General features: G+C 39.4%; 29 protein-coding genes and 1 pseudogene. 16 read left to right on the top strand and 14 right to left on the bottom strand.

Going from position 1 to position 26,082, the window contains the following annotated elements:
- Positions 1–262 precede the first annotated feature (262 nt).
- Together PZ638_RS09220 and PZ638_RS09215 are read right to left on the bottom strand one after the other, a co-directional pair.
- Positions 263–634 carry a DUF4113 domain-containing protein gene (locus PZ638_RS09220; protein ID WP_226616959.1) on the bottom strand — a complete coding sequence of 124 codons (372 nt, stop codon included), beginning with the start codon at positions 632–634 and terminating at the stop codon, positions 263–265.
- Positions 635–774: 140 nt separating this feature from the next.
- Positions 775–1,341, bottom strand: a complete 567-nt coding sequence (locus PZ638_RS09215; RefSeq protein WP_094960456.1) for a hypothetical protein — start codon at positions 1,339–1,341, stop codon at positions 775–777.
- A gap of 126 nt (positions 1,342–1,467) precedes the next feature.
- On the opposite strand from PZ638_RS09215, the gene PZ638_RS09210 reads away from it, so the two are divergent.
- Positions 1,468–1,794, top strand: a complete 327-nt coding sequence (locus PZ638_RS09210) for a hypothetical protein (protein ID WP_094960455.1) — start codon at positions 1,468–1,470, stop codon at positions 1,792–1,794.
- A 34-nt stretch (positions 1,795–1,828) separates the two neighbouring features.
- Here PZ638_RS09210 and PZ638_RS09205 read toward each other — a convergent pair whose 3' ends face one another.
- The gene (locus PZ638_RS09205) at positions 1,829–2,188 is read right to left on the bottom strand and encodes a hypothetical protein (protein WP_004253383.1); all 360 of its coding nucleotides are present in this window, start codon (positions 2,186–2,188) and stop codon (positions 1,829–1,831) included.
- Between the two features lie 277 nt (positions 2,189–2,465).
- On the opposite strand from PZ638_RS09205, the gene PZ638_RS09200 reads away from it, so the two are divergent.
- Positions 2,466–2,708: a Rap1a/Tai family immunity protein gene (locus PZ638_RS09200; protein WP_036957627.1), complete on the top strand. Its 243-nt coding sequence runs from the start codon at positions 2,466–2,468 to the stop codon at positions 2,706–2,708.
- Positions 2,709–2,777: 69 nt separating this feature from the next.
- Here the strand turns inward: PZ638_RS09200 and PZ638_RS09195 are convergent, their stop codons facing one another.
- The 5 genes from PZ638_RS09195 to PZ638_RS09175 all read right to left on the bottom strand — a co-directional run bounded on the left by PZ638_RS09195 (position 2,778) and on the right by PZ638_RS09175 (position 5,617).
- On the bottom strand, positions 2,778–3,509 hold the full coding sequence (locus PZ638_RS09195) for a hypothetical protein (RefSeq protein WP_094960453.1): 732 nt from the start codon (positions 3,507–3,509) through the stop codon (positions 2,778–2,780).
- Between the two features lie 18 nt (positions 3,510–3,527).
- Positions 3,528–3,878 carry a hypothetical protein gene (locus PZ638_RS09190; RefSeq protein ID WP_004253374.1) on the bottom strand — a complete coding sequence of 117 codons (351 nt, stop codon included), beginning with the start codon at positions 3,876–3,878 and terminating at the stop codon, positions 3,528–3,530.
- Between the two features lie 365 nt (positions 3,879–4,243).
- Positions 4,244–4,504: a bacteriocin immunity protein gene (locus PZ638_RS09185; protein ID WP_094960452.1), complete on the bottom strand. Its 261-nt coding sequence runs from the start codon at positions 4,502–4,504 to the stop codon at positions 4,244–4,246.
- Positions 4,505–4,506: 2 nt separating this feature from the next.
- Positions 4,507–5,262, bottom strand: coding sequence for an HNH endonuclease signature motif containing protein (locus PZ638_RS09180; RefSeq protein WP_180312629.1), 756 nt, complete (start codon positions 5,260–5,262; stop codon positions 4,507–4,509).
- 76 nt (positions 5,263–5,338) lie between these two features.
- Entirely contained in the window at positions 5,339–5,617 is a 279-nt protein-coding gene (locus PZ638_RS09175; protein WP_231135987.1) for a colicin-like bacteriocin tRNase domain-containing protein, read from the bottom strand.
- Between the two features lie 38 nt (positions 5,618–5,655).
- On the opposite strand from PZ638_RS09175, the pseudogene PZ638_RS09170 reads away from it, so the two are divergent.
- Positions 5,656–5,847: pseudogene (locus PZ638_RS09170) on the top strand (integrase); the annotation flags it as partial.
- Between the two features lie 119 nt (positions 5,848–5,966).
- Here PZ638_RS09170 and icd read toward each other — a convergent pair.
- Entirely contained in the window at positions 5,967–7,220 is a 1,254-nt protein-coding gene (gene icd / locus PZ638_RS09165; protein ID WP_004253371.1) for an NADP-dependent isocitrate dehydrogenase, read from the bottom strand.
- A 540-nt stretch (positions 7,221–7,760) separates the two neighbouring features.
- Between icd and rluE the strand changes: the two genes are divergently transcribed.
- The 10 genes from rluE to PZ638_RS09115 all read left to right on the top strand — a co-directional run bounded on the left by rluE (position 7,761) and on the right by PZ638_RS09115 (position 17,792).
- Positions 7,761–8,411 (top strand): 23S rRNA pseudouridine(2457) synthase RluE, encoded by a 651-nt coding sequence (gene rluE, locus PZ638_RS09160; RefSeq protein ID WP_241098240.1) that lies wholly within the window; start codon positions 7,761–7,763, stop codon positions 8,409–8,411.
- Positions 8,404–8,853 (top strand): NUDIX hydrolase, encoded by a 450-nt coding sequence (locus tag PZ638_RS09155; protein WP_094960446.1) that lies wholly within the window; start codon positions 8,404–8,406, stop codon positions 8,851–8,853. The genes rluE and PZ638_RS09155 overlap by 8 nt, the downstream gene beginning before the upstream one ends.
- A 139-nt stretch (positions 8,854–8,992) precedes the next feature.
- Positions 8,993–10,096, top strand: coding sequence for a tRNA 2-thiouridine(34) synthase MnmA (gene mnmA / locus PZ638_RS09150; RefSeq protein WP_140172584.1), 1,104 nt, complete (start codon positions 8,993–8,995; stop codon positions 10,094–10,096).
- Positions 10,097–10,098: 2 nt separating this feature from the next.
- Positions 10,099–10,725, top strand: coding sequence for a high frequency lysogenization protein HflD (hflD, locus tag PZ638_RS09145; RefSeq protein WP_004253359.1), 627 nt, complete (start codon positions 10,099–10,101; stop codon positions 10,723–10,725).
- A 17-nt stretch (positions 10,726–10,742) separates the two neighbouring features.
- Positions 10,743–12,113, top strand: coding sequence for an adenylosuccinate lyase (gene purB, locus PZ638_RS09140; RefSeq protein ID WP_180312627.1), 1,371 nt, complete (start codon positions 10,743–10,745; stop codon positions 12,111–12,113).
- A gap of 202 nt (positions 12,114–12,315) precedes the next feature.
- Entirely contained in the window at positions 12,316–13,086 is a 771-nt protein-coding gene (locus PZ638_RS09135) for a hypothetical protein (RefSeq protein WP_004253353.1), read from the top strand.
- A 268-nt stretch (positions 13,087–13,354) separates the two neighbouring features.
- Positions 13,355–14,029, top strand: coding sequence for a two-component system response regulator PhoP (gene phoP, locus PZ638_RS09130; RefSeq protein ID WP_206277626.1), 675 nt, complete (start codon positions 13,355–13,357; stop codon positions 14,027–14,029).
- 1 nt (position 14,030) lies between these two features.
- Entirely contained in the window at positions 14,031–15,488 is a 1,458-nt protein-coding gene (phoQ, locus tag PZ638_RS09125) for a two-component system sensor histidine kinase PhoQ (RefSeq protein WP_172412197.1), read from the top strand.
- 248 nt (positions 15,489–15,736) lie between these two features.
- Positions 15,737–16,861: a ribosomal protein uL16 3-hydroxylase gene (locus PZ638_RS09120; protein WP_164455547.1), complete on the top strand. Its 1,125-nt coding sequence runs from the start codon at positions 15,737–15,739 to the stop codon at positions 16,859–16,861.
- Between the two features lie 331 nt (positions 16,862–17,192).
- On the top strand, positions 17,193–17,792 hold the full coding sequence (locus PZ638_RS09115) for a LysE family translocator (protein WP_004253335.1): 600 nt from the start codon (positions 17,193–17,195) through the stop codon (positions 17,790–17,792).
- Between the two features lie 167 nt (positions 17,793–17,959).
- On the opposite strand, the gene pepT is transcribed toward PZ638_RS09115, so the two are convergent.
- The gene (pepT, locus tag PZ638_RS09110) at positions 17,960–19,195 is read right to left on the bottom strand and encodes a peptidase T (protein WP_144140193.1); all 1,236 of its coding nucleotides are present in this window, start codon (positions 19,193–19,195) and stop codon (positions 17,960–17,962) included.
- A gap of 385 nt (positions 19,196–19,580) precedes the next feature.
- Here pepT and PZ638_RS09105 point away from each other — a divergent pair, with 385 nt between their 5' ends.
- A complete protein-coding gene (locus PZ638_RS09105; RefSeq protein WP_004253328.1) occupies positions 19,581–20,291 on the top strand; it encodes an SDR family oxidoreductase in 711 nt (236 codons plus the stop codon).
- A 51-nt stretch (positions 20,292–20,342) separates the two neighbouring features.
- Here PZ638_RS09105 and cobB read toward each other — a convergent pair whose 3' ends face one another.
- A complete protein-coding gene (cobB, locus tag PZ638_RS09100) occupies positions 20,343–21,176 on the bottom strand; it encodes a Sir2 family NAD+-dependent deacetylase (protein WP_036958103.1) in 834 nt (277 codons plus the stop codon).
- Between the two features lie 419 nt (positions 21,177–21,595).
- On the opposite strand from cobB, the gene PZ638_RS09095 reads away from it, so the two are divergent.
- Together PZ638_RS09095 and PZ638_RS09090 are read left to right on the top strand one after the other, a co-directional pair.
- Complete coding sequence (locus tag PZ638_RS09095; RefSeq protein ID WP_094960443.1) at positions 21,596–22,084, top strand: TIGR00645 family protein; 489 nt, start codon at positions 21,596–21,598, stop codon at positions 22,082–22,084.
- Between the two features lie 139 nt (positions 22,085–22,223).
- Positions 22,224–22,769 carry a class IV adenylate cyclase gene (locus PZ638_RS09090; RefSeq protein ID WP_140172518.1) on the top strand — a complete coding sequence of 182 codons (546 nt, stop codon included), beginning with the start codon at positions 22,224–22,226 and terminating at the stop codon, positions 22,767–22,769.
- Between the two features lie 78 nt (positions 22,770–22,847).
- On the opposite strand, the gene lolE is transcribed toward PZ638_RS09090, so the two are convergent.
- The 3 genes from lolE to lolC are packed head-to-tail and all read right to left on the bottom strand — an operon-like array spanning position 22,848 to position 25,991.
- Positions 22,848–24,095, bottom strand: coding sequence for a lipoprotein-releasing ABC transporter permease subunit LolE (gene lolE, locus PZ638_RS09085; RefSeq protein ID WP_004253316.1), 1,248 nt, complete (start codon positions 24,093–24,095; stop codon positions 22,848–22,850).
- A complete protein-coding gene (lolD, locus tag PZ638_RS09080; RefSeq protein ID WP_096863868.1) occupies positions 24,095–24,796 on the bottom strand; it encodes a lipoprotein-releasing ABC transporter ATP-binding protein LolD in 702 nt (233 codons plus the stop codon). The genes lolE and lolD overlap by 1 nt, the downstream gene beginning before the upstream one ends.
- Positions 24,789–25,991 carry a lipoprotein-releasing ABC transporter permease subunit LolC gene (lolC, locus tag PZ638_RS09075; protein WP_004253308.1) on the bottom strand — a complete coding sequence of 401 codons (1,203 nt, stop codon included), beginning with the start codon at positions 25,989–25,991 and terminating at the stop codon, positions 24,789–24,791. Before lolC ends, lolD begins: the two co-directional genes overlap by 8 nt.
- Positions 25,992–26,082 lie beyond the last annotated feature (91 nt).

The raw sequence follows: 26,082 nt of genomic DNA, 5'->3' as shown, positions 1-26,082 counted from the left end.
CAGACTCCCGGTATTTTTTGGAAATACCGGGGCTTCTTCTTTGCATTGAACAAATGTATTGTTCTGCTCCCTATAAACTGGATTACAAAGGATACAAGCTATGTCTATTGTTAAGGCAGAGCAGAAAATTATATTCAATTTGGCTCTGTGTCCTAGTTGTGTCAGGCCAAAAAGCAAAGTCCATATTGTTTGTGTTTCACAGCTCTTCTCCCTGCTTTCTTTTATTTATTCAGCAATACATTTAAAACGCTCAGCCCATTTCTTAGCTTTTAACCACTGGCAATTCATCAAAGTTTGTTGTGTAAGCAGGCGATAACATTTCTCTTTTCATTTTGTATCCGCTATCGCCGCCCTTACTAGCAAACCACACTTTACCCTGCCCGCTCTTATTAATGGCATCTAATGTTTTCATTAACTCATCATTATTACGAAATGGTTTTTGTGTTGAAAACATATCAAACTGAGTAATATCTGAATCAGTAAAATCAGATAGTATGATGCCTGCTTTATAATACCGGTAACCGTCACGCCAAATAGTATTTAACCCACGCATTGCTGCATTGATAATATCCCTGGTATCACTGCTGGGGTATACTGATGGAATCAATTGAGTATTGGCTTGACGCACTTTCACAATTAACTTCGTTGCTACCTTCAACTGATTGGGTTGTAAATATTGAAGACAGCCCTGCCAGTTGGGTCAATGATCGCTGGGTAATGCAATGAAATTAGCCCAAGGACGGGCTAGACAGAAATTAACACTAACTATTTATCTTACTGCTTAAAGCACTCAGATTTTGCTTTATCGTACACCTCGGCCCACTCTTTTCTATCTAAAGTCGGTGTGTTTAGTACAATCGTGGTTACCTGCCAACCTGCATAGCCATCCTCGTATGCAAGTAAACCAGTTACATAAGGACTATTATAGGTGAATGACATTTCATCTGGCGTGTTGTTCTCGTTGGCTTTTTCTTTATAGCGGCTTGTGAGCTCAGCCCGTACATTTTTAAAATCCTCATCAATAGCTTTTTTATCTTTTGATGATTTGCTATAGCTAACCTCGTTCAATCCTATGAAATTATCGCCTGACCTTGGAGTAAAGAACCCTAATTCATACACCCAACTGCCTGTGTGTTCTTCATTAGCCTTAATTAGCTTTAACTTGCTTATTGGGCAACTAACTTCCTCACTAACAATGATGTAATTGCCAGAAATACTTTCTTTGACTTCATCTACCGATGTTTGCCATTTAAACCCGAATGGAGCGGTATCTTTATTATTTTCAGCAACAGAACCAAAGCACGTCATCATTAGCAAACTAGCAACTACGTATCCTTTCATCTCACCATCCCATCAATTAGTTTCAGTAATGTTAGCCTAGCGAGGATGCAAATTGAAGCAAAGCACACTTTCAGATTATGTATTTAAGTGATATTTTATTTTCACTAATTTAATAAGGATGACTGTATGGGTGTAGAATTTCATATTACTCGCGCTGAATGCTGGTTTGATAGTGAAAGCAATCCAATCAGTAGCGATGAGTGGCTAGCTCTTGTTGAACAAGACCCAGAGCTAAAAATAAATGCTATTAACGGTGAGTTTAACGCTTTATGGTTCGGTAATAGCACCTACGAAGAACCTTGGCTTGACTGGTACGAAGGTAGGATTTATACCAAATGGCCTGATACTGCCCTCTATATAAAAATGCTAGAAATCGCCAAAAAACTACATGCTAAAGTAATGGATGATGAATGTGGTATTTATGATAAACCCGAGTCTTGGATATATCCTTAATCGATGCTCATAACAAAAAAACTGCCGAAGCAGGTTAATCATTAGGGCTTAGGTTGCTAATTAGACTTTTAGCTTTATCGCAGTATTCTTCAATATTTGGTATTTCCTTATACTTCGGGTCATCTGCTTTTAACTTACAGCCCATGCTAGCTTCGCCTTGGGAATAAGCCAAAGCAACCATGTTATCAACTAAACGCTTACAAGTACGTATGTTGCCATGTTTTTCAAACGCACCACATAGAAGTGCTTTCTGTCGATTAATACTTGCCGCCATATCTGGCACTACATCATCTTCTGTAATTTCAGGCCGTTCATTAGCGCCAACACTCGCAATGCTGACAAATGAGCTAAACGAAGCTAGACCTAAAAGCAATACCACCAATCCCTTTTTCATACATCACCACATTTAAGTTAAGTACGTAAATTCTAGGATAGATGCAAGCTTCAGGCAATAAAAACCGCTGAATTAGGCTGCTAGACTTGTCATTTTTAAAGTATAAGAAAATATGATATTTTGCGCCCTACCAAAACACTAAAATATTAATTATTCTCTGAGACTTCTAATGAAAAAACTTTTACTTCTCCTACTAATCCCTATACCACTTTTTGCTCAAAATTACCTTTGGGATGGGAATTCTGTGCATGAATATAGTCAAGCAAGGGAGCGTCTAATGAATGACACTCTGTTAGATGCTAACGATGTTGTTAAATCGGGTATGTACTCGGGCTATATTGCAGGAACATTTGACCTTGGTTCAGGCATTCTTTTCTGCCCACCACGTAGTGTTACTTTGAACCAAGCTATGGATGTTGCGGCCAAACACCTAAAGAATTCACCTGAAGCTCGTAACAAGCAAGCAAGTCATCAGGTAGTGGATTCATTTATTAGTGCATGGCCATGCCCGAAGAAATAAGGTCTCTGGGTGAGGCCCCTCTACTTAGGCAATAAAAAACCCAACGAAGTGGGTTTAGCTGTTAATACATTAGTCAATATTGTAAATTCTATCTTTGCTGATAATGTTTACTATATGGTGACATGAGTCCATTGATAACTTCCTAGGCTCCCATTTAGCGATATCCGCTTGAGATAAGCCTTCTGCACTCCACGGGATTATACCGTTGTACCCACAGCCAGCCTTTGATAGCACATCAATGAATTTTTTTTGGATGGTATCATAGATCCTTACTTCACCAATACTGGTCATGCCAGACACCCACAACGAACCACCACCTATAGTTTGTAAGTTATCACATACTATATATTCATGCTTCAGTAACAAGCACTTATAAACATTACGAGCTACGCCACCAGCCTGATAATCATCAAGAATAGCCACGCCCCTAATTTGCTTGCCTGTCTTTATCGCTGAACCATCAAAAAAAGTGAAGTCATTATAAGCAACACGCCCAATTAAAGTATCATCTTCTTCCGCGTGCATTCCTAACTCAAGCAGCTCACCAATGATATGTTCATCAGAAAATCGGTGACTTCTCAAAAACTCAGCATGGTCTGCATAAAAACCTTCAGTAGTACAACCTAATGCGACAATTTTAGAGTAATAATGAAACTCGCTGCCAGTAAGAGCGTATTCCGTAATTTTTAGTAAATCGCCCTCAACAGTAAGATAATGGAAAGACTCTATCTCATCTTCTCTTTCACATTCTGGCTTTCTATTCAGATCCTTTGAGTAACTACTGGTAAAGTTTGGAGCCATTCCATTCTCACTATCTTATTAATGGACAGACAACTTCTGATAATTTGACATGTAACCAAGAATTGAAGATTTAATTTTTTCAATCACATCAGTTATGCTTTGATTTAGTTCTGGATATTGCGTGCTAGGGTCAACGACTATATTAATCTTTTTTTGGCGATATGATAACTCAGCAAAAGGAACAATTTCATATTCATCGCTTTTGTTATCATTTTCGATAGTAACAATAAACAACTGTCTATTCGGATCCTTTCTCATACTAAGGCGACGAACAGAGAAAAACTTTTCAGTATTATCATCAAAAAATGTATTAACAAGTTCTGTTGCATGGCTAATTGTTTGTACAGATCTGGTATGTTCAGTTCTCATATAGCCCCCTTGTTAGTTTAGATTAATGACATTTTGACGGGTAATTAAGCAATATGCTTAAGATAGCTGCGATCATATTAAAGTGTTTAAGCTAACTTAACAACCCCAGTTGTATATCATATAGACATTTATAAGCGTTTATAAGAGTCTATAAGCGTCTTGAACATAGTGGTTCAGCTTTCGCTCTATTTTTTATGGATCAATTCTAAAGCTTTTGACTCCATCAGTTGAATATCATTAAATACGGCCGCTTTATTTTTGATGTTAAGCAAATCCATAACCTGAAATGGCAAGAGGATAAGCATCAATGATTCATCCTTAAATCATTGATGCTTTATGTTCAGCTATTCCATTAGCAGTAGTTCTTAGCCTTTTTTGAAACTAGGCTTGCCATTTTTAGCCCGCCATTCTTTGACTGTTTTTAAAATTCCGACTGGAGAATCATCGGCTCCATCCTCTGGGTAGTAAATAAGATCACTTCCGCTTGGATGCTCTGTTACTTTTTCAAAGTGAGTCACAAACTTAATTTGTTCTTCCTCACTTGCTGTATCTGCATTACAAATAATTGTTAATAACTTTAAAAATTCAGATTCTGTATAATCAGTAATATTATTTTTTAGTTCCATTCTTATTTACCTCTATGGATATCAATATGTCTTTTCGGGGTCGTAACTCTTAAATTGTCCATGTTATAGACTTCTCCCCCTTCACTAATTGGGTTGTCATGGTGCAACTCATGTACCTTTCTACCACCAACTTGATCTTTTTTCCTAGCAAAAGGCGAGTATCCTTTAGAAACAAGAGTTTTATTATTCTTACTAAGGTTTTTAATCAATTCTGGAAATTTTGATATCTCATCCCAGATGGCCTTCCTGAACTCATCAAAACTGTTGAATTTCTTACCTCGTAATTTATTAGCTACTTGCTCAGGAATAGGAGCACCATTTTCTTTACTGGCATCATTAAGCCATTTATCGCTAACTTTTTTGCCTTTTCCTGTAGCAGTGCCAGGCTTTTTACGCTTCGCTTTCTTTTCTTTAGCTTCGGCTTTTTTCTTTTTCTCTAAAGCTATGCCCAGCTTTCTCTCTGCTTCTTTAATTGCTTTTTCAGCGTCTAAAAGTCGCTCTTTTGCTAATGTGAAACGCTCTACAATAGACTCATAAATTTCCGGATCATCAATTAGAACTTCAGGTTCGCTACCATCATCAGTCTCATATCCATATACGCTAGCAATACTCAAAATGTTAATAACATAATCTTCAGGATTACGATTGAGTAAATATGACAATGCTTTTTGATTATCAATTTTTTCAATATATTCAATACCAAATACGCTAGAAATTACCTGACTTGACTGTTTAATTTGTAAAGGATTTTTACTCACATCAGTTAAAGCACCGCCTTCCGGAGAGCTTTTAGTTTTATCGAGTTCTCTTTTTGCTGTCTGAGTGTCTGAGCATCTACATCTGCTTGTGATAACTCGCTACTTGCTTCCAATCTAATTCTGCAGCTTCAGCTGGATATAAAGCACGCCAATCTCGGTTAGCTTCCTCAATCAGTTGTTTTTCTTGTGCAGTCGTTGGATTCTTCGATATTGAAATATAAATTGGCGCATGATCGCCACCAAAATCAACAATCCCCTGATATGTCTCAGACGTTACACTCGGAATAACCGATTCTGGCTTAACATTGTCATAAGACGGTGTTTTAAACGATGCACTCGGCTTTTTATCCGTCATTTCAATCTGTAATGCCGGTTTACCTGGTGCAATTTCAACAGAATAAATGCGGGTTAACATGGCCAGAAAGATCAGCACCTTCATTTCATGAACAACGTTCTTTATCGGAAAGACTCTATCGAGAACAAGGTATCAATATCCAGAAACTTCTTGGCCATAAGAGCCAAGCGATGGCTGATAAATATCATGATGACCGAGGAAAAAATTGGCAGGTTTTAGCTATAAAATAACGATTGTTTTGTAGCCTGTTTTGCAGAAGAGTTTTGCAGGGGTTTTGCAGAAGAATTTTTCTAGGCAAAATAAAACGGGAGTTTTTAGGCTCCCGTTATTAATCACACTAAGTAATAAATTACATGTGTTTAATGATTGCGTCACCGAATTCGCTACATTTCAGTAATTTAGCGCCTTCTAATTGACGTTCGAAGTCATAGGTTACAGTCTTAGCTTCGATTGCGCCTTCCATACCTTTAACGATTAGATCAGCCGCTTCAGTCCAGCCCATGTGGCGTAACATCATCTCAGCAGAAAGGATGATAGAGCCTGGGTTAACTTTGTCTTGGCCTGCATATTTAGGTGCAGTACCATGCGTTGCTTCAAATAATGCGCATTCAGAACCAATATTCGCACCTGGTGCAATACCGATACCACCGACTTGTGCTGCTAATGCATCAGAAATGTAGTCACCATTTAGGTTCATACACGCGATAACATCATATTCAGCTGGGCGCAGCAGGATTTGTTGTAAGAAAGCATCTGCAATAACATCTTTAACAATGATATCTTTGCCTGTTTTAGGGTTTTTAATTTTAACCCATGGGCCGCCATCTAATAATTCACCGCCGAATTCCTCTTGTGCTAATTGGTATCCCCAATCTTTAAATGCACCTTCAGTGAATTTCATAATGTTACCTTTATGAACTAAAGTCACTGAATCACGGCCGTTATCAATAGCATATTCAATTGCTGCACGAACTAAACGCTTTGTGCCTTCTTCTGAACAAGGTTTAATACCAATACCACAGTCTTGTGGGAAACGGATTTTAGTCACACCCATTTCATCTTTCAGGAATTTAATAACTTTGTCTGCTTCTGCACTACCCGCTTTCCACTCAATACCCGCATAGATATCTTCAGAGTTTTCACGGAAAATAACCATATCCGTCAATTCAGGTTGTTTAACTGGGCTTGGCGTGCCTTTGTAGTAGCGAACAGGACGTAAACAGATATACAGGTCAAGTTGTTGACGTAGTGCAACGTTCAAGGAACGAATACCACCACCAACAGGAGTTGTTAAAGGACCTTTAATTGAAACACGGTAATCACGGATTAAATCGAGGGTTTCTTCTGGTAACCAAACATCTTTACCATAAATTTGTGTAGATTTTTCACCGGTGTAAACTTCCATCCAAGAAATTTTGCGCTCACCGTTGTAGGCTTTTTTAACTGCCGCATCAACCACTTTTAACATTGCTGGTGTAACATCGATACCAATGCCGTCACCTTCGATATAAGGGATAATTGGGTTGTTCGGAACGTTTAGTTTGCCTTTTGCATCAATGGTAATTTTAGCGCCTTCTGCCGGAACTACTACTTTGCTTTCCATTAACCTCTCCTTTCACTTGCGTATTTTGCTTGTTAATTTTTTGTAAGAGACGTGTCAATACTACTTCAATCTGCGTCGAACGCCAATGATTACTCATCTAAGCTTCAATGCCGATCGCATTTAACGTACTGTTTTATCTTGTAAGTTAATCAAATAACTATTTATAAACACTGTTAAATCAATAAATTAATTTAAGCATTCCATTATTAGAAATAAATCAAACCACGATGAAAAGTTGTCAACGACGCATTTGAGCGAATGACTTAACTTTTGTTAAAATATTTTCCTAACAACAAATAATACTAGCAAGTTAACTCAAATTAAAAATACGTTCCGCTCACACTATCGTCATCCAAATAAACTCATATGTACTTATTTTTAAATGAAAAATTGTTTTTATTGATTTAAATGTTTTTAAAGTTGTTAATTAAATATTACATCGCCATGAAAAATACGTTCTAGGATCAAACCGCTAAATCTCCTACACTAGATAGGATAAACCGCCATAAATTAAAACTAATAAATTCTCATTGAATGACCATGAACAGACCGAACAAAAAATCAGTTCCGAAAAAAAATCGTTACTCGCCAACCTCTACTGCGTTAAAGCATAGAACTAAGCGGATTTCGGTTAGTTCGCAAACATCAACTAAAATCATTTTATTTAACAAACCCTTTGATGTTTTACCTCAATTTACTGATGAACAAGGCCGCGATACATTAAAAAAATATATTCCAATCACCGACGTATACGCAGCAGGACGCCTTGATAGGGATAGTGAAGGTCTATTAATTTTAACTAATGATGGAAAACTACAGGCCCGTTTAACGCAACCACAGAAAAAAACAGGGAAAATATACTATGCTCAAGTAGAGGGTATTCCCAGCGAAGATGCATTGCTAAAATTTCGGCGAGGGTTAACATTAAATGATGGTCCAACGCTCCCCGCAGGGATCGAACTAGTTGATGAACCAGAATGGCTATGGCAAAGAAACCCGCCTATACGGGAACGTAAAAATATCCCGACCAGTTGGTTAAAAATCACCTTATATGAAGGACGTAATCGGCAAGTCCGTCGTATGACGGCAAATATATGTTTTCCAACACTTAGGCTAATTCGCTATCAGATTGGTGAATTTAATTTGGGAAATCTTTCAGTTGGCGAATGGAAGGAGATAACTGTTGTTTAAACCTAATGTGACTGTAGCAACTGTTGTGCATGCTCAAGGCAAATTTTTAGTCGTGGAAGAGTGGATAAATGACAAACCCACTTGGAATCAACCCGCTGGGCACTTAGAAGCTGGTGAGACGATTTTGCAAGCCGCCGAACGTGAATTACTAGAAGAAACTGGAATCAAAGCCACACCAACACAATTAATTAAAATTCACCAATGGATTGCCCCAGATAAAACCCAGTTTATCCGCTTTTTGTTCGCCGTAGAACTTGAATCCATTTGTGAAACACAGCCACAAGACAGTGATATTAGCGAATGCCACTGGCTGACCGCCCAAGAAATTTTAGATAGCAACTGCCTGCGTTCACCATTAGTGGCTGAAAGTTTACGCTGTTTTCTCACAGGAAAACATTATCCTCTCGACATCTTAACAGCTTACGGCGATCATTATCGCTAAGCACTAAACTTCTGCTTGGTGAAGATTTCACCAAGCAATAATATTCCCCTCTAACTCTGGTGTAATGCGGGAACAACATGCTAAAGTATGGGGCTTGATTTTTCCGCAGTGAGATATTTCCATGTCAAATAATAGTACCATGTCAGATAACAGCCAAAAAAAAGTCATCGTCGGTATGTCCGGTGGTGTTGACTCCTCTGTATCCGCTTACTTGTTACAGCAACAAGGGTATCAGGTTGCTGGTCTGTTTATGAAGAATTGGGAAGAAGATGACGACACAGAATATTGCTCAGCTGCGGCTGACCTTGCCGATGCGCAAGCCGTGTGTGACAAACTGGGTATTGAACTTCATACCATTAATTTCGCTGCTGAATATTGGGACAATGTCTTCGAACATTTTTTAACTGAATATAAAGCTGGTCGCACACCGAACCCAGATATTCTCTGCAACAAAGAAATCAAATTTAAAGCTTTCTTAGAATTTGCAGCTGAAGATTTAGGCGCAGATTACATTGCCACTGGTCATTATGTGCGTCGCCGTGATATCGATGGTAAAAGCCAATTATTACGTGGCTTAGATGGCAACAAAGACCAAAGTTATTTTTTATATACCCTGAGTCACGAGCAAGTCGCTAAAAGCCTTTTTCCAGTTGGTGAGCTCGAAAAACCTGAAGTACGCCGTATTGCCGAAGAAATTGGCTTAGTTACTGCGAAAAAAAAGGACTCTACAGGGATTTGTTTCATTGGTGAGCGTAAGTTTCGCGACTTTTTAGGCCGCTACTTACCTGCTCAACCCGGCCCTATCGTCACTGTCGATGGCGAAACAATTGGTCAACATGAAGGTTTGATGTACCACACCTTAGGTCAGCGTAAAGGTTTAGGTATCGGTGGTACAAAAGAGGGCTCTGAAGAACCTTGGTATGTTGTCGATAAAGACGTTGAAAATAATATTCTTATCGTTGCTCAAGGCCATGAACACCCTAGGTTAATGTCTGTTGGGTTAATTGCTCAGCAATTACATTGGGTTGACCGTAAAACAATGACTGAACCACTACGTTGTGTAGTAAAAACACGTTATCGTCAAGCGGATATCCCTTGTACGATAACCCCATTAAGTGATGATCGCATTGAAGTTGCATTTGACTACCCAGTCGCGGCTGTCACTCCAGGTCAATCCGCCGTATTTTATATCGATGAAGTCTGTCTCGGTGGCGGTATTATTGAAGCCCGTATTCAGGAGTAAATGTGGCAAAAAACTATTACGACATTACGCTTGCTTTAGCGGGTATCTGCCAAGCAAGCGCGATGGTTCAAAAACTCGCACATGAAGGTGTTTGTCTCGAGAAAGACACTGAAACCATGGTCAATTGCCTCACCAATATGAATCCAAAATCAACTTTGGATGTATTTGGTAATGATGCCGAAAATTTAAAGACTGGTCTCAATGCCATGTTAGGCATGTTAACAGGCGGTAACAGTGGTTTATCCGCTGAAATGACACGTTATATGTTAAGTATTATGGTACTTGAGCGCCGTCTTAATAAAAATCAAGAAGCGATGAACCAACTTGGTCAACGTATTGAGCAATTTGAGCGCCAAGCTGACTATTTTGAACCGCTCTCTGAAGGTGTGTTTAACGCACTTGCGGGTATTTACGTCGACGTGGTCAGCCCTGCTGGGCCTCGAATTCAAGTCACTGGTTCCCCAGACATTCTCAAAAATACACTCGTTCAAGCAAAAGTTAGAGCCACTTTGCTCGCAGGTATTCGCTGCGCAGTGCTTTGGCAACAAGTTGGTGGAAGTCGTATCCAACTCATGTTCTCTCGCAATCGTCTGGCTAATCAGGCGAAAGATATTTTGTCTCACCTTTAAATCTGGAGTTGCTACCAATGGAATTATCCTCACTGACCGCTGTATCCCCGATTGACGGCCGTTACGGTGATAAAGTCAGCGCGTTACGCACTATTTTTAGTGAGTTTGGTTTACTGAAATTTCGCGTACAAGTTGAAGTTCGCTGGCTACAAAAACTGGCTGCAACCGCTCAAATCAAAGAAGTTCCTTCATTTGACGCTGACGCAATCGCTTACTTAGATGAAATTGTCGCGAACTTCTGTGAAAAAGACGCAATGCGTATCAAAGAAATTGAACGCACAACCAACCATGATGTGAAAGCTGTAGAATATTTCCTAAAAGAAAAAGTAGCCAACATCCCTGCTCTTCATGCAGTTTCTGAATTTATCCACTTCGCTTGTACTTCAGAAGATATTAATAACCTTTCGCACGCATTAATGCTGAAAACTGCTCGCGAAGAAGTATTACTGCCACAATGGCGTCAAATTATTGATAAAATCAAAACAATGGCTCATGAGTACCGCAATTTGCCGTTGCTATCGCGTACTCACGGCCAACCTGCAACGCCTTCCACCATTGGTAAAGAGTTTGCCAACGTTGCTTATCGTTTGGAACGCCAATTCCGTCAGCTGCAACAAGTTGAAATTTTAGGTAAAATCAATGGCGCAGTTGGTAACTATAATGCACACATGGTCGCTTACCCTGAAGTTAACTGGCACGAATTTAGCGAAACCTTCGTTACGTCTTTAGGCATCCAATGGAACCCATTCACCACGCAAATTGAACCTCATGATTATATTGCTGAGTTATTTGATTGTGTCGCTCGTTTTAACACTATCGTGTTAGATTTCGACCGTGATATTTGGGGCTACATCGCATTAAATCACTTCAAACAAAAAACAATCGCTGGTGAAATTGGCTCTTCTACCATGCCACACAAAGTGAACCCGATTGATTTTGAAAACTCTGAAGGTAACTTAGGGTTAGCAAATGCCGTCTTAGGTCATTTAGCGAGCAAGCTCCCTGTTTCTCGCTGGCAGCGTGACTTAACGGACTCGACTGTATTACGTAATCTCGGTGTCGGCCTAGGTTATGCATTGATTGCTTATCAGTCAACCATGAAAGGCTTAAACAAATTAGAAGTTAATGAACAGCATTTACTGGATGAATTAGACCAAAACTGGGAAGTATTAGCTGAGCCTATTCAAACTGTAATGCGCCGCTATGGTATTGAAAAGCCATATGAAAAACTCAAAGAATTGACCCGTGGCAAACGCGTTAACGCTGAAGGGATGAAACAATTTATTGATGGTTTAGATTTGCCAGAACACGAAAAAGCGCGTTTAAAAGAAATGACGCCGGCTAACTACATCGGTTACGCTGTCACTTTCATTGACGAACTAAAATAGTCTCAATATTTTCAAAAAGGGCGGCTTCTAAGTCGCCCTTTTTACTTAATTTTTTCGATTTTTTCTCGTATTAGTGATACTAATATCACACCGCTAAATCAGTTCTTACTTTAACATATCGTTATATTATTAATTGGTTAGTTGCACTATCCGAACTATTTATTACCTATATATGTATTATAAACTAAGGCGGCTATAGATAATGGAACTATTCGTTTTCAAAGTCGTTATCACGCCACTTTTATTACTAACAGCAAGCCTTGCTGCTCGCCGATGGGGTGAATCAATTGGCGGCCTTATTGTCGGCTTACCGTTGACCTCTGGCCCTATCTCTTTTTTCCTTGCTCTCGAATATGGCACAGAATTTGCCACGCAAGCAACTTTAGGCTCATTATCAGCAACGGCTGCGCAGGCTTGTTTTGCGGTCGTGTTTTATTTTTTAGTTGCATATGGCTGCTGCAAAGCTCTCATTATAGCGACACTCACATTTAGTGTGACCGCTTATATTTTACAAGTCAGTCAGCTTTCTCAATCAATGTTATTCATCATTGATATCCTAATTATGATGATAGCAATGATTTTTATACCTAATGTACCCGTGAATTTTAAAAAACTATCTCCTCCCAGATGGGATTTACCAGCGAGAATGTTATTAATTGCCGTGCTGGTGGTGGGGGTGACTTTAATTGCGCCATTTATTGGTGCAGGAGCAAGTGGTGTTTTAGCCTCATATCCTTTTATGGCGTCAATATTAGCTGTATTTTCATATATTATGATAAACGCGCAAGCAGCTCAGCGAGTTATGAGAGGACTCGTCGCGGGGCTATTCAGCTTTGCGGTTTTCTTCTATAGTTTAAGCCTCGTGTTACCTAAATTTAATTTGTTCGCTGCCTATACCATAGCAATTATCTGCGCATTAATTGTTCAATTCATCTCTTTACGTTATATTCAACGTGTCCCTAAAAAGAATTAATGTATTGATTATTAAGAACTCTAAATTTTATTTGCAGACAAAAATATAACTAGGTCATATTCATTTTTTTATCAACTATATTTCTTCACATATTTACACAATCAACACCTCATATCAGCGCCTTAGTGAAAATAAACTATTTTTCCGGTTCGTTTGATTTATATTTACTTAATCTCTTGTCGTTATTCAGAACTCTTTTTACCATAGCGTTACTAGTGCTACTATTTGAATCAGTTGTAGCTATCTCTTTTCAATGTGAGGGTTTCCGATGCGTATTCTTATTGTCGAAGACAATGCGTTACTTCGCCACCATTTAACCGTACAGCTTAAAGATCTGGGTCATCAGGTTGACTCCGCTGAAGACGCAAAAGAAGCTGACTATTTTTTACACGAAAGTTGTCCAGATATCGCGGTTGTCGATTTGGGCTTACCTGATGAAGACGGGCTTTCCATGATAAAACGCTGGCGTGGCGAGCACGTCAATATTCCACTTTTAGTATTGACAGCTCGGGAGAGTTGGCAAGAAAAAGTACAAGCGCTAAACAGTGGTGCAGATGACTACGTGACGAAACCTTTCCAGCTAGAAGAGCTGGTCGCCCGTATGCAAGCTTTAATGCGCAGAAATAGCGGTCTCGCTTCACAAGTTCTCGAATTAGGTAATTTCGTTATTGACCTCTCACGTAAAGAATTTACAGTTAATGGTGAAACCGTCAAATTAACGGCTTTTGAATACACCATTATTGAAACACTGCTCCGCAATAATGGAAAAGTGGTTAGCAAAGACTCGTTAATGCGCCAGCTTTATCCAGATGCCGAACTTAGAGAAAGTCATACTATCGATGTTTTAATGGGCCGATTACGCAAAAAAATTCAACAATTCCATAATGATGATGTAATTGTTACTGTACGCGGTCAAGGCTATCGTTTTGATGTGAATGGCTAATATGTGGCTAAGTAAATTTAAGTTCAAACCCCTTTCGCTACGAGCACGTTTTCTTTGTGCAACATCAGCGGTAATCTTAGCGCTCACTTTATCCTATGGTATTGTTGCGATTTTGGGGTATTTAATTAGTTTTGATAAAACGACTTACACCTTATTACGTAGCCAAAGTAACTTAATTTATAGCCTAGCCCAATGGCAAAATAATAAAATTGACATCCGAGTCCCACCAAATTTTACTTTGAATAACCCAACTTTGGTTATTATTTATGATGAACAAGGGCTTGTGCTATGGCGCCAACGTGATGTGCCTAGCGTTGAACGGCTGATCCGTAATGATTGGCTAAAAAAAGAGGGCTTATATGAAATTGATACGGATATTCGTGAAACCCGCCAACTCCTAGACGATAACCCCGAATTCAATACAAAGTTAGATGACATGGATAACGATGACGAACCGCTGACTCATTCCGTGTCCGTCAACCAATATGCAGCAAGTGAAAACCTGCCCCCACTCACCATAGTCGTTGTAGATACTCTACCACAAGACTTACAAAATACCGGGTTAGTTTGGGAGTGGTTTGGTTATGTTTTGCTGGCTAATTTAATCTTAGTCATCCCGTTATTATGGCTAGCTGCTTATTGGAGTCTACGGCCAATTAAATCATTAGTATCACAACTCAGTAGCCTAGAAAAAGGTGAACGGGATACTCTGGATGAGAACCCACCGTATGAGCTTCGCGGCCTAGTACGCAACCTTAATATTTTGTTAACGAATGAACGAAAACGCTACAGTAAATATCGCACCACACTTTCTGATTTAACACACAGTTTAAAGACACCTTTAGCTGTTTTACAGTCAACATTGCGGCTACTTCGTTCAGGCAAACAAATGAACATTGAACAAGCAGAGCCTATCATGCTTGAACAAATTGGCCGTATTTCTCAACAGGTGGGTTATTATTTACACCGCGCATCAACGCAAGGTGATGAAAACATGATGCTACGTGAAATTTCATCTGTCCCATCAATACTAGATAGCCTTGCAAGTGCCCTACATAAAGTTTATCAGCACAAAGGGGTTTCTATAACGGTTAATGTTTCTCCTGAAACAACATGGCTGGGTCAACCCAATGATTTTATGGAAGTGATGGGTAATATCATGGAAAATGCGTGTAAGTATTGCCTTGAATTTGTTGAAGTTAGTGCTGTTGTAGGTGCTGATAGCTTAACATTAGTTGTCGATGATGACGGCCCAGGGGTGCCTGAAAGCAAACGTAGTTTGATCTTCGTTCGAGGGCAACGCGCAGACACCCTTCGCCCAGGTCAAGGTTTAGGCTTATCTATTGCAGTGGATATTATCGACCAATATGACGGGGAAATCATAATTAGTGACAGCCCTCTTGGCGGAGCGCGTTTATCCGTCACATTTAGGCAGCAATCTATGATTGAAGATAGTTAATCTGTGATATGTGTCCGTTTACCCCCTATTTTACAAACCATTTCCGGTATACTATTTGTGAAGTGTTTTATGAAAAGTAATTTAGGGTAACTGATTGGTTTACTCTCAAGATAAACCTTTACTATATGTTTCTCATAAAGTTTATTTAACATCATACCATTACACATATAGGTCATTTTGTAGAATTGAGACCGGGTATATTGCAATAAACTGATTAGCTATATTTAGCAGCTCCAAGGGACAATAAGATGGATTACAAACTAAATCTCGACTGGCAAAGTTTCCTCGACAGTCACTGGCAGAAGCGCCCACTGCTTATCAAAAATGGGTTTGCAAATTTTATTGACCCTATCTCGCCTGACGAACTTGCAGGTTTGGCGATGGAAGATGAGGTTGATAGCCGTTTAGTTAGCCATAAAGAAGGGATTTGGCAAGTTGGCCATGGCCCATTTGAAAGCTATGACCATCTCGGTGAAGAAAATTGGTCTATTTTAGTTCAGGCTGTTGACCATTGGCATCACCCAAGCTCTGCGTTGATGAAACCATTCCGTGTACTTTCAGACTGGCGAATGGACGATTTAATGATCTCCTACTCGGTCCCCGGCGGTGGTGTAGGTCCTCACCTCGACCAATACGATGTATTTATTATTCAAGGTGAAGGCCGCCGTCGTTGGCGCGTGGGCGAAAAAATCCCAATGAAACAACATTGCCCGCACCCTGACTTACTGCAAGTACAACCTTTCGATGCCATCATCGACGAAGAAATGGAACCCGGCGATATTTTGTACATTCCACCTGGGTTCCCACATGAAGGCTACGCCATTGAACCTTCATTAAATTACTCGGTTGGCTTTCGTGCACCAAATACTCGTGAATTAATCAGTAGCTTTGCCGATCACTTAATTTCTAACGATTTAGGCAGCTACCGCTATAGTGACCCTGATTTATCATTCCGTGATAACCCCGCGGAGATCTTGCAAGGTGAACAAATTAAGCTGCGTGAGATGATGGAATCACTCATTAATGACCCTGAGCTCTTTCGCAAATGGTTAGGTGAGTTTATCTCCCAATCACGCCACGAGTTAGACATTGCGCCACCTGAACCGCCTTATGAGCAAGAAGAAATCTATGATTTGCTAAAAACTCAGCAAGAAACCTTATACAAATTAAATGGTCTCAGAGCATTACGCGTTGGCGACCAATTTTTTGTTAATGGTGAATGCTTGGAAACTGAGTGTTATGAGGCCGCTGATAGTTTATGCCGCTATGATGCCGTTAATAGCGAAAATTTAGCTGATGCCATTGATGATGTTAATTTCATCGCACTGCTTACTGCGCTCGTTAATAATGGTTATTGGTATTTTGATGATTAATCGGTACTGATAATATTAAATTTATATTTGTGAAAAAGGCCCATTCATTATGGGTCTTTTATTAAAAATAATATTATTAGTATGATATGGCAGCGCCCTCCTGACCATCAATTGAAAACCGCTGACTACAATTAACACATCATTATTAATAACTAAATTATTTATTTTAATATATATTATATCCCGCTAGCACCTACTCGCAATATGTCCCCTTCTTGCCCGTAAGCACGCAAAGATAAAGCACATTATTTGATTCAATTTTAAACTGTTTTGACTTCACCGTCGCCAGTCACGCACAGCGTTAATTGTCCCTTTTAAAGATGATAACAACATGAACATAGAAACTCTTTTGGCTTTATCATTGTTTTCCTTTGTGACATCCATAACTCCAGGCCCAAATAATATTATGTTACTTGCTTCAGGTATTAATTTTGGATTTAGAAAAACATTACCTCATTCATTTGGAGTATCAATTGGTTTTCTTATTATGTTAGTGGCAGTAGGGCTAGGGGTGGGCGCATTGATTCAATCATCCCCTATGGTTTATTCGATATTAAAATATTTTGGAATTATTTATTTGTTCTGGCTTGCATGGAAAACCACTATTAGCCATTCAATTGCACAGACAAATAACCAAGAAATTAAACCACTAACTTTCTTAGAAGCAGCATTATTTCAATGGATAAATCCTAAAGCCTGGATGATGGCAGTCTCTGGAATGGCGATGTATACCAATACAATTTCACCTTATTTATCAATGTTGCAAGTCGCTGTCATATTTGCAGCCATCAATTGGCCATGTGTTGCTATCTGGGCTATGTTTGGTAGTAAATTAAGAGAAAGGCTAAAACAACCTAAGACATTAAAGCGGTTTAATTTAGTCATGGGAGTTTTACTGGCACTTAGTGGTATTTCTGTATTATTTCAATAACAACAGTAAGAGTGCTGACAAACATATTATGTTTGGCGACAAGTCGAATAGGTTTTGAAAATAAATTAGGAAAATCAATTTATTGATTTTCGGCTGATAACACAAAGTGGGAAAAACCACGCTTTTATCCCACTTTGTCAACAACCTCTCTTACTTCTCATAAAATATCACGATTGCCGTGCGTGAATGGCCGTTAGCTCCGCAATACGCATAATCACACTAACAGCCTGCTCCATACCTTCTTGTGTTATAAATTCATGTTTACTATGGAAATTATAACCACCTGTGAAAATATTTGGACATGGTAAACCGCGATGTGAAAGCTGTGCACCGTCGGTACCACCACGGACAGGTTGAATAACTGGCTCAATACCACAATCAAGCATTGCTTGTTTCGCTAATTCAATAACATGTGGGTACTTCATGACCTCTTTATGCATGTTATAATAGGTATCATCAAGTGTCAGTTCGATATAACAGCTTGGGTGCAGCCCTTCGCCAACTTTTTCAGCAATTCGAATTATATTTTTCTTCCTAGCTTCAAAGCCTGCTAAGTCAAAATCACGAATAATATAATTCAACTCGGCCTTTTCAACTGTACCTTTTAACGATGTTAAATGATAAAACCCTTCATACCCTTCTGTATTTTCAGGTGTTTCATCAGGAGGTAACATCGAATGAATACGGTTCGCTAGCCCTAATGCATTAACCATCACCCCTTTGGCTGTACCGGGATGAGTGTTATTGCCAACAATTTTAATGGAAACATTGGCCGCATTAAAATTTTCATACTCTAATTCACCAACTCCACCACCATCGACGGTATAGGCCCACAATGCATCAAATTGTTTAAAATCGATATGGCGAGCCCCGCGTCCTATCTCTTCATCAGGGGTAAATGCAAGACAGATTTTACCATGAGGAATATTTTTTTCCCTTAAGCGTACGAGGGCTGTGATTATTTCTGCAATACCCGCTTTATCATCGGCACCCAATAAAGTTTTACCATCTGTCATGATCAGCGTTTTACCAATCATTTCATGGAGTACCGGAAACATCACAGGGGATAGCACTTCATCACCAATACCTAACGCAATATCCCCTCCTCGATAATTTTCGAGGACTTGTGGACTCACATTCTTACCTGAAAAATCAGGCGCTGTGTCTAAATGTGAAATAAAACCAATAGTAGGAACATCCCAATCAACGTTTGACGGTAAATAAGCCATCACGCAACCTTGATCGCTTAGCGTTATTTTTTCAAAACCTAACTCATTCAGTTCATTAACTAATGCACGAGCGAACTTTAACTGTCCTGCACTGCTGGGTACTGTTTTTGCGTTTAGCTTTGATTGTGTATCGAAAGCGGTATATTCAAAAAACCGCTCTAAGAGTTTGTCCATACCCTTCCCCCTAAAATATCAATGCCTATATTATGGGAAAGATCACAGATTCAATTATTGTCTCAAATCAGCTTTCCTGTTAATGCTCACTATTTTTTATGATAAATCTTTAATGAAATTTATTTTTTAGCCTATCTTTTACAGGTTGGCTATTACGGCAGCAATCAATACCTATAATAAATAAGGGTAATAATCAAATTGTATTAATTATTCGATTATTATTTATTTGTTACCTAAAAGCACACCATTTGGTTAAATATCATTCATCCACTACACTAATCATCAATCATTAAATTGAAATAGTATGCTATATATGAAGCCTTATTATTTTATTTACTAGCTAATAATAAACAAAACAAAATTTTACTCGTTTATAGGAAAATTCATGTCAAAAACATGTTTAATTTATGGTGTTAGCAAAGGATTAGGTAAGGCATTAGTCGAAGGATTCCCTGAAAATACAGACCATATTTACGGTGTTTCTCGCTCAAAACCTCCTTTTGAGCAAACTAATTTTACGTGGATCCCTGCTGATTTAAATGACATTAATAGCGCGAATTCCATTAAGTCTGTTATTCAGAGTCAACCTATTCATACCTTAATTTATAATGTGGGTATATGGGAGAAACTCGCTTTTAGTGAAGAGTATCAATTTGAATCGACTGATGACATAGAGCTGCTGAATATGGTTCAGACTAATATCAGCGCCTGTTTATTGAACTTAAAAGCACTGTTACCCAATTTGCGTTTAGCGAAAAATAGCAAGATTATATTGATTGGTTCCACATGGGGTTTAGATAATCATAATGGCAAGGAAGTCACCTTTTCTGCTACCAAATATGCCATCAGGGGAATAGCTCAATCGTTAAGAGAAACATTACGGGAAGATAAAATAGCAATATCGGTTATAAATTTAGGTTATTTAGCGACTGAGTATCCACTCACTACCCCCGTTGACGAAGTCATTGAAAAAAGTCATGGGCAATTGATCCCATTACAAGACGTTGTCAATGCCGTGCGTTTTATCGCCAATACGAGCAATGCAACCTGCGTCAAAGAGATTACGATGCCAGCCATGATGGATACAAACGTCTAACCTATAAGAGGAAACAATACGTTTCCCCTTATAATGTTATGTATTGAAAGCTTATTGCGCGGTATTTTTAACCTGTAACTCAGTAATAAGCTTATTGATATATTCAACAACGACTTTGCTGGCTAAACCATAGTGTTTTTCATCGAACTCACTTTCCACTTGGCTAGGCTCTAAATTCAGTTCGACCGTATGTGCCCCATGTAATTTAGCTTCATGAACAAAGCCTGCAGCAGGGTACACATGGCCAGAGGTTCCAATAGAGATAAAAATGGTCGCAGATTCAAGGGATTGATAAATATAATCCATTCCAATTGGCATTTCACCAAACCAAACAATATGGGGCCTCAGTGGCTGAGGGAATTGGCAACAATGACAGCGGTCATCGACCGATAAATCCCCTTTCCACTCCAATACTTGATTTGACCAATTACAGCGAACTTTTAATAGTTCACCATGCATATGGATAACCCGCTGGCTTCCCGCTCTTTCATGTAAATTGTCTATATTTTGTGTAATTAACAAAAAGCGGTCACCAAAAATTTCTTCAAGCTGTGCAAGTGCATAGTGAGCAGCATTAGGTTTAATATTTTCTTGCTGTAACTGCCGACGTCGCTCATTATAAAAACGTTGTACTAATTTAGGGTTACGTTCGAAACCTTCAGGCGTTGCCACATCTTCAACGCGATGCTCTTCCCATAAACCATCCGCAGAACGGAATGTTTGGATCCCAGATTCGGCTGAAATACCTGCTCCTGTTAAAACGACAATATTGACATTTTTCATATTACCCAATCTATTATCTATATAAAAAGACCGGTTACGAAGTCGCTGGCGGCGTATACATTTATTCTTACGAGCTTTTTTCAACCTATAACGAAATCGCAACATCAAAGCTTCCTTTCATCCATATAACCAATAAACTTATATCATGTTAAATATTAATTGTTTTTATCATGTCATTACGACACAAACTTATAAACGCTGATTGTTTGGAATTTTTAAAATAATCAAGCTCCAAGTATATACTTTATTGGCATACTAACTATTTCCTTACCACAACTGATGACATTATCTAAATGTTAACATACTAAAACGCATCATCTCGCTGAATGCAAATAAAAATATCGAAGGTATCGATTTTGTCACTTTTTATTCATAAAAATGACACTAATATTTCATAAATTCGCCATAAAACGTTCGTAACTGTAAAACAATAAAAAAACCTTTCTCGTTCACTCCCCGTGCAGTTAAAATACGCCTCGCAGATTTTACTGTGTTGCTAATTCACCACTAAAAGGGGTTTCATGGAAAAGTTTTTTGAAAGAGCGATGTATGCTTCACGTTGGATTTTAGCGCCTATTTATTTTGGGCTTTCACTGACACTATTGGCTTTAACCATTAAGTTCTTTCAAGAGCTATACCATATTTTGCCAAATATCCTTTCAATTCCTGAAGCTGACTTAATTTTAACGCTATTATCATTGATTGATATGGCATTAGTCGGTGGGTTATTGGTGATGGTGATGTTTTCTGGTTATGAGAACTTTGTCTCCCAAATGGATATCCCTGACAGCAGTGAAAAACTAGGCTGGCTAGGTAAAATGGATGCTTCATCATTAAAAAATAAAGTCGCAGCTTCCATTGTTGCTATTTCCTCCATTCACCTATTAAAAATCTTCATGGACTTGAAAAGTGTCTCAAATGACAAGTTGATGTGGTATGTCGTTATCCATTTAACCTTTGTATTATCTGCATTCGTTATGGGTTATCTAGATAAAATGACAAAAAAATAACCAGTAGAATGTATGCTAAAAGTGCCTAATTTAAACACCTAGGCACTTACTTATTCGCTAACCTCATCTTTATCTCCCTCGTCGATTTTCGCTTTGTGTTACCATCATTATCCTGAAGGTTAGTACCAAGGAACTTTACATGAGCCAACACTTTGTCGGTAAATATGAAGCTGAAATTAAATTTCATTTACCGGACCCGGATACTTTTCTGCATAAAATAAAAGCCGACTTGGCTGAACCCTTTACGGAAAATAATACAGAAACAGATTGTTTCTATGAAAACCCGCATCTACCACTAGCTGACAATGGCGTCAGTATGTGTGTACGTGAAATGGTGCCATCAGGCATAAAATTATGGATAGTTAAAGGGCCTGGAGCTTCTGAATGCAAAGCCATTAATATTGATGACTGCCGCCATGTACAAAACATGTTAACGACACTGGGATATCATTGCTACTTAACCACAACTAAAATAAGAAGCATTTATTTCCTGAATGACATCCACATTACAATTGACCACCTTAGTGGGATCGGCTGGTTTGCTGAATTTGCCATTATGACAGATGAGCAGGATTTACTTGAAGCTCTATATCAAGAATTGATGGCGACCGCTAAGCAATATGGGTTTACAGAAGAAATGGTGGAAACTCGTAGTTATAAGCAGATGTTTTTAGCTGCGCAGTAATCATAGGAAGAGCCAATAAGTTTTTAGTATCGTCTCCTAAAAACCATTGGCTCTCTAACCCTATAACCCTACTAATAGCTACTGCCCGCTAAGAATACGTGCAGGGTCTAATTTGCTTGCCCTACGAGCAGGATACCAACTAGCTAGTAAGCTCAATACAATGGTTGTAATTAAAACATAAACCACATCCATGACATGCAATTCAGAAGGTAAAAAGTCAATAAAATAAACATCACCCGATAAAATTGGATGGCCAACAATAGCCTCTACCACCTTAATCATGGGTGTTAGATTTAATGATATGACGACCCCAAGCACAACGCCAATCAATGAACCAACAAGGCCGCCCAACAAACCATACCATAAGAAAATAGCACGAATTTGCCTATCTTTTGCCCCTAAGGTGCGCAATACAGCGATATCACTACTTTTATCTTTAACTGCCATAACAAGGGTAGAAACAATATTAAAACACGCAACGCCAATCACCAATATCATAGCTAAGTACATGATACTTCTAACCATTTGAATATCATTATACATATAGCCATAATCGCCTATCCAACTTTTTACGACGACATGATGCATTGTTTTCAAGCCTGCATCATAAACGACTTGATCGGCAATAAATGGGTCTGTTGCTTTGATTTCAAACCCTGTCACACCATCCCCATAGTCGAGATATTCCTGTGCATCTGCGAGTGGAACGAGCGCTAACTGGTGATCGAGCAAACCACTAAGTTTAAAAATACCCGTCACCTGTACACGAATACGCTTAGGCTGTTGAATTTTCAAGCTAGCATCGGTATTTGGGATCATGATTGTGACCCAGTCCCCAACCTTCACATTCAATGCATCCGCCACACCTTGGCCTAAAATAATTGATTGTTTGCCTGCATCAAAATGTTGCCAAGCATCATTGAGAATGAACTGAGGTAACGCACTGACTTGTGGCTGAGTTTCTCGTGAAACCCCCATGACTTGAATTGCTTTTAAATTTGCACCACGTTCAAGTAACCCCGTAAAATTGATGTAAGGGCTAACACCTTCTACACCGGGCGTTTTACGGATAACTTGCTCAGCAAACTCCAAATTTTTATACGGTGGCTTAACAGCAAAAATTTGCCCATGGGGAACAACAGATAACACACGGTTATTTAATTCGCGTTCAAAGCCATTCATTGCGCTTAAACCGATAATTAGCACCGCGACCCCAAGAACAATCCCCAACGTTGAAACTATCGAGACTAACGAAACCATCCCTGTTCGGCGTCGACCACGGCTGAAACGCAGCGCCGTGACTAGTGAAAGAGGCAATTTAGACATTACCGAGCCCCCAAGGTAATTTCCTGTTGCAAATGCCCATCTCGCATTTCCAATTGGCGGGATAAGCGCCGAGCCAGAGTCATATCATGGGTGACGACTAAAAATGCGGTTCGCTGTGTTCGGTTTAATTCACCCAACAACTCAAAAATGGCATCTGCATTACGTAAATCAAGGTTACCTGTCGGCTCATCTGCCAAAACCAGTGCTGGCTCATTCACTAACGCCCTTGCAATAGCAACACGCTGGCGCTCTCCCCCTGATAATTCAGAAGGCCGATGCCCTGCCCGATGTGCTAACCCAACTGCCTCTAACATTTCAGTTGCTTTAGAAAACGCAGTTTCTTTCGCAATCCCCCCAATTAATAAAGGCATTGCCACATTTTCAAGGGCAGTAAAATCCGGTAAAAGGTGATGGAATTGATAAATAAAACCGAGATCTTTATTACGAATAGCAGCACGCTCATCTGAGGTTAATTGATTTATATGCTGTCCACGAAAGATAACATTCCCTTCTGAAGGGGTATCTAGGCCACCCAATAAATGCAATAAGGTACTTTTACCTGAACCAGAACTTCCCACGATGGCCATCATTTCCCCACGCCCCATGGAAAAACTGACATTTTTCAACACTTGCGTCGACAATGTCCCTTCTTGATATGTTTTGCTTAATTTTTCACAGACCAGAAGTGGTTGTTTATTCATAACGTAAAGCCTCAGCAGGTTGAACCGCTGCTGCACGCCAAGAAGGATAAAGCGTTGCCAGCAGAGAAATCAGCATTGCACTTAGTGCAATAATTAAAATACCAGAGTAATCAAGCACAATAGGTAAAGAGACGCCTTTGGGTAATAAACCGATCAGCGGCATAATGACATTCAGTTGACTAGAAAGTATCGTGCCTAATATCGTGCCAATGAGTGAGCCAATCACCCCCGCTCCAGCGCCTTGGATCATAAATATCATTAAAATACGCCAACGTTTGAGGCCTAGGGTTTTTAAAATAGCCACTTCACCTTGCTTTTCCATCACTAACAGTGATAGCGAGGTAATAATATTAAATGCCGCCACTGCGATAATTAAGCTAAGCAATAAGCCCATCATATTTTTTTCCATGCGAACGGCTTGGAAAAACTCCCCTTTACGCTCCCGCCAGTCTTTCCATACTAAGCCATCTGGTAACGCTTGCTGACTTAGAACGTCAACTTGTAAAGGCTCATCTAAATATAAGCGCCACCCAGTAATGTGGCCTGCGGGATAACGAAGCATACGTGCGGCATCTTGTTGTGCCACGACCAGTTCACTCGTATCCGCTTCCCCATTTGTTTGGAAAATACCAGCCACAGTAAATAGGCGCTGACTTGGAATGCGCCCCATCGGTGTTAACTGACTCACGCCTGGAATAATTAAGCGAACCTCATCACCACGTTTTACCCCGAGCGTTTCTGCAAGTTTATTCCCGAGAAAAACATTATAACTGCCTTCTTTGAGGTCATTGCGTTGCCCGACAACCAGTTTATCCAATAACAACGAAGATTCTTCGGGGTCGATTCCCCCCATAACGCCCACGCCAACATTGGTTCGGCTTTGTAATACCACATCAGATTGCACAATAGGTGCGATCTGGCTGACACCCTTTAAATGTTGTAGATCGGATATTGGATATTTTGCTGGGTCTATATTTCCAGAGGCAGAGGTTAAAATTGCCTGCGGCATATAAGCAAGTATGCTATCTTGTAACGATCGCTCGAACCCATTCATCACTGAGGTGACGGTTATCAATGCCGCAACCCCTAGTGTGATACCAATAGCAGATAAACTGGATACGAAACGCCCAAATTTATCCGCAGCACGCCCACGTAAATAGCGTAGGCCTATAAATAATGAGACAGATTGGTGCATGAAATCTATGATGCCCCTGTTGCCAAAGCGAAGTGTTCAGCGATAATAAAGGGTACGATTGATGAATGGAACCACCCGATGGTTTTTTTTC

Source organism: Providencia hangzhouensis, assembly GCF_029193595.2.
GTDB lineage: Bacteria > Pseudomonadota > Gammaproteobacteria > Enterobacterales > Enterobacteriaceae > Providencia > Providencia hangzhouensis.
This window is presented reverse-complemented; position numbering and strand designations above follow the sequence as displayed.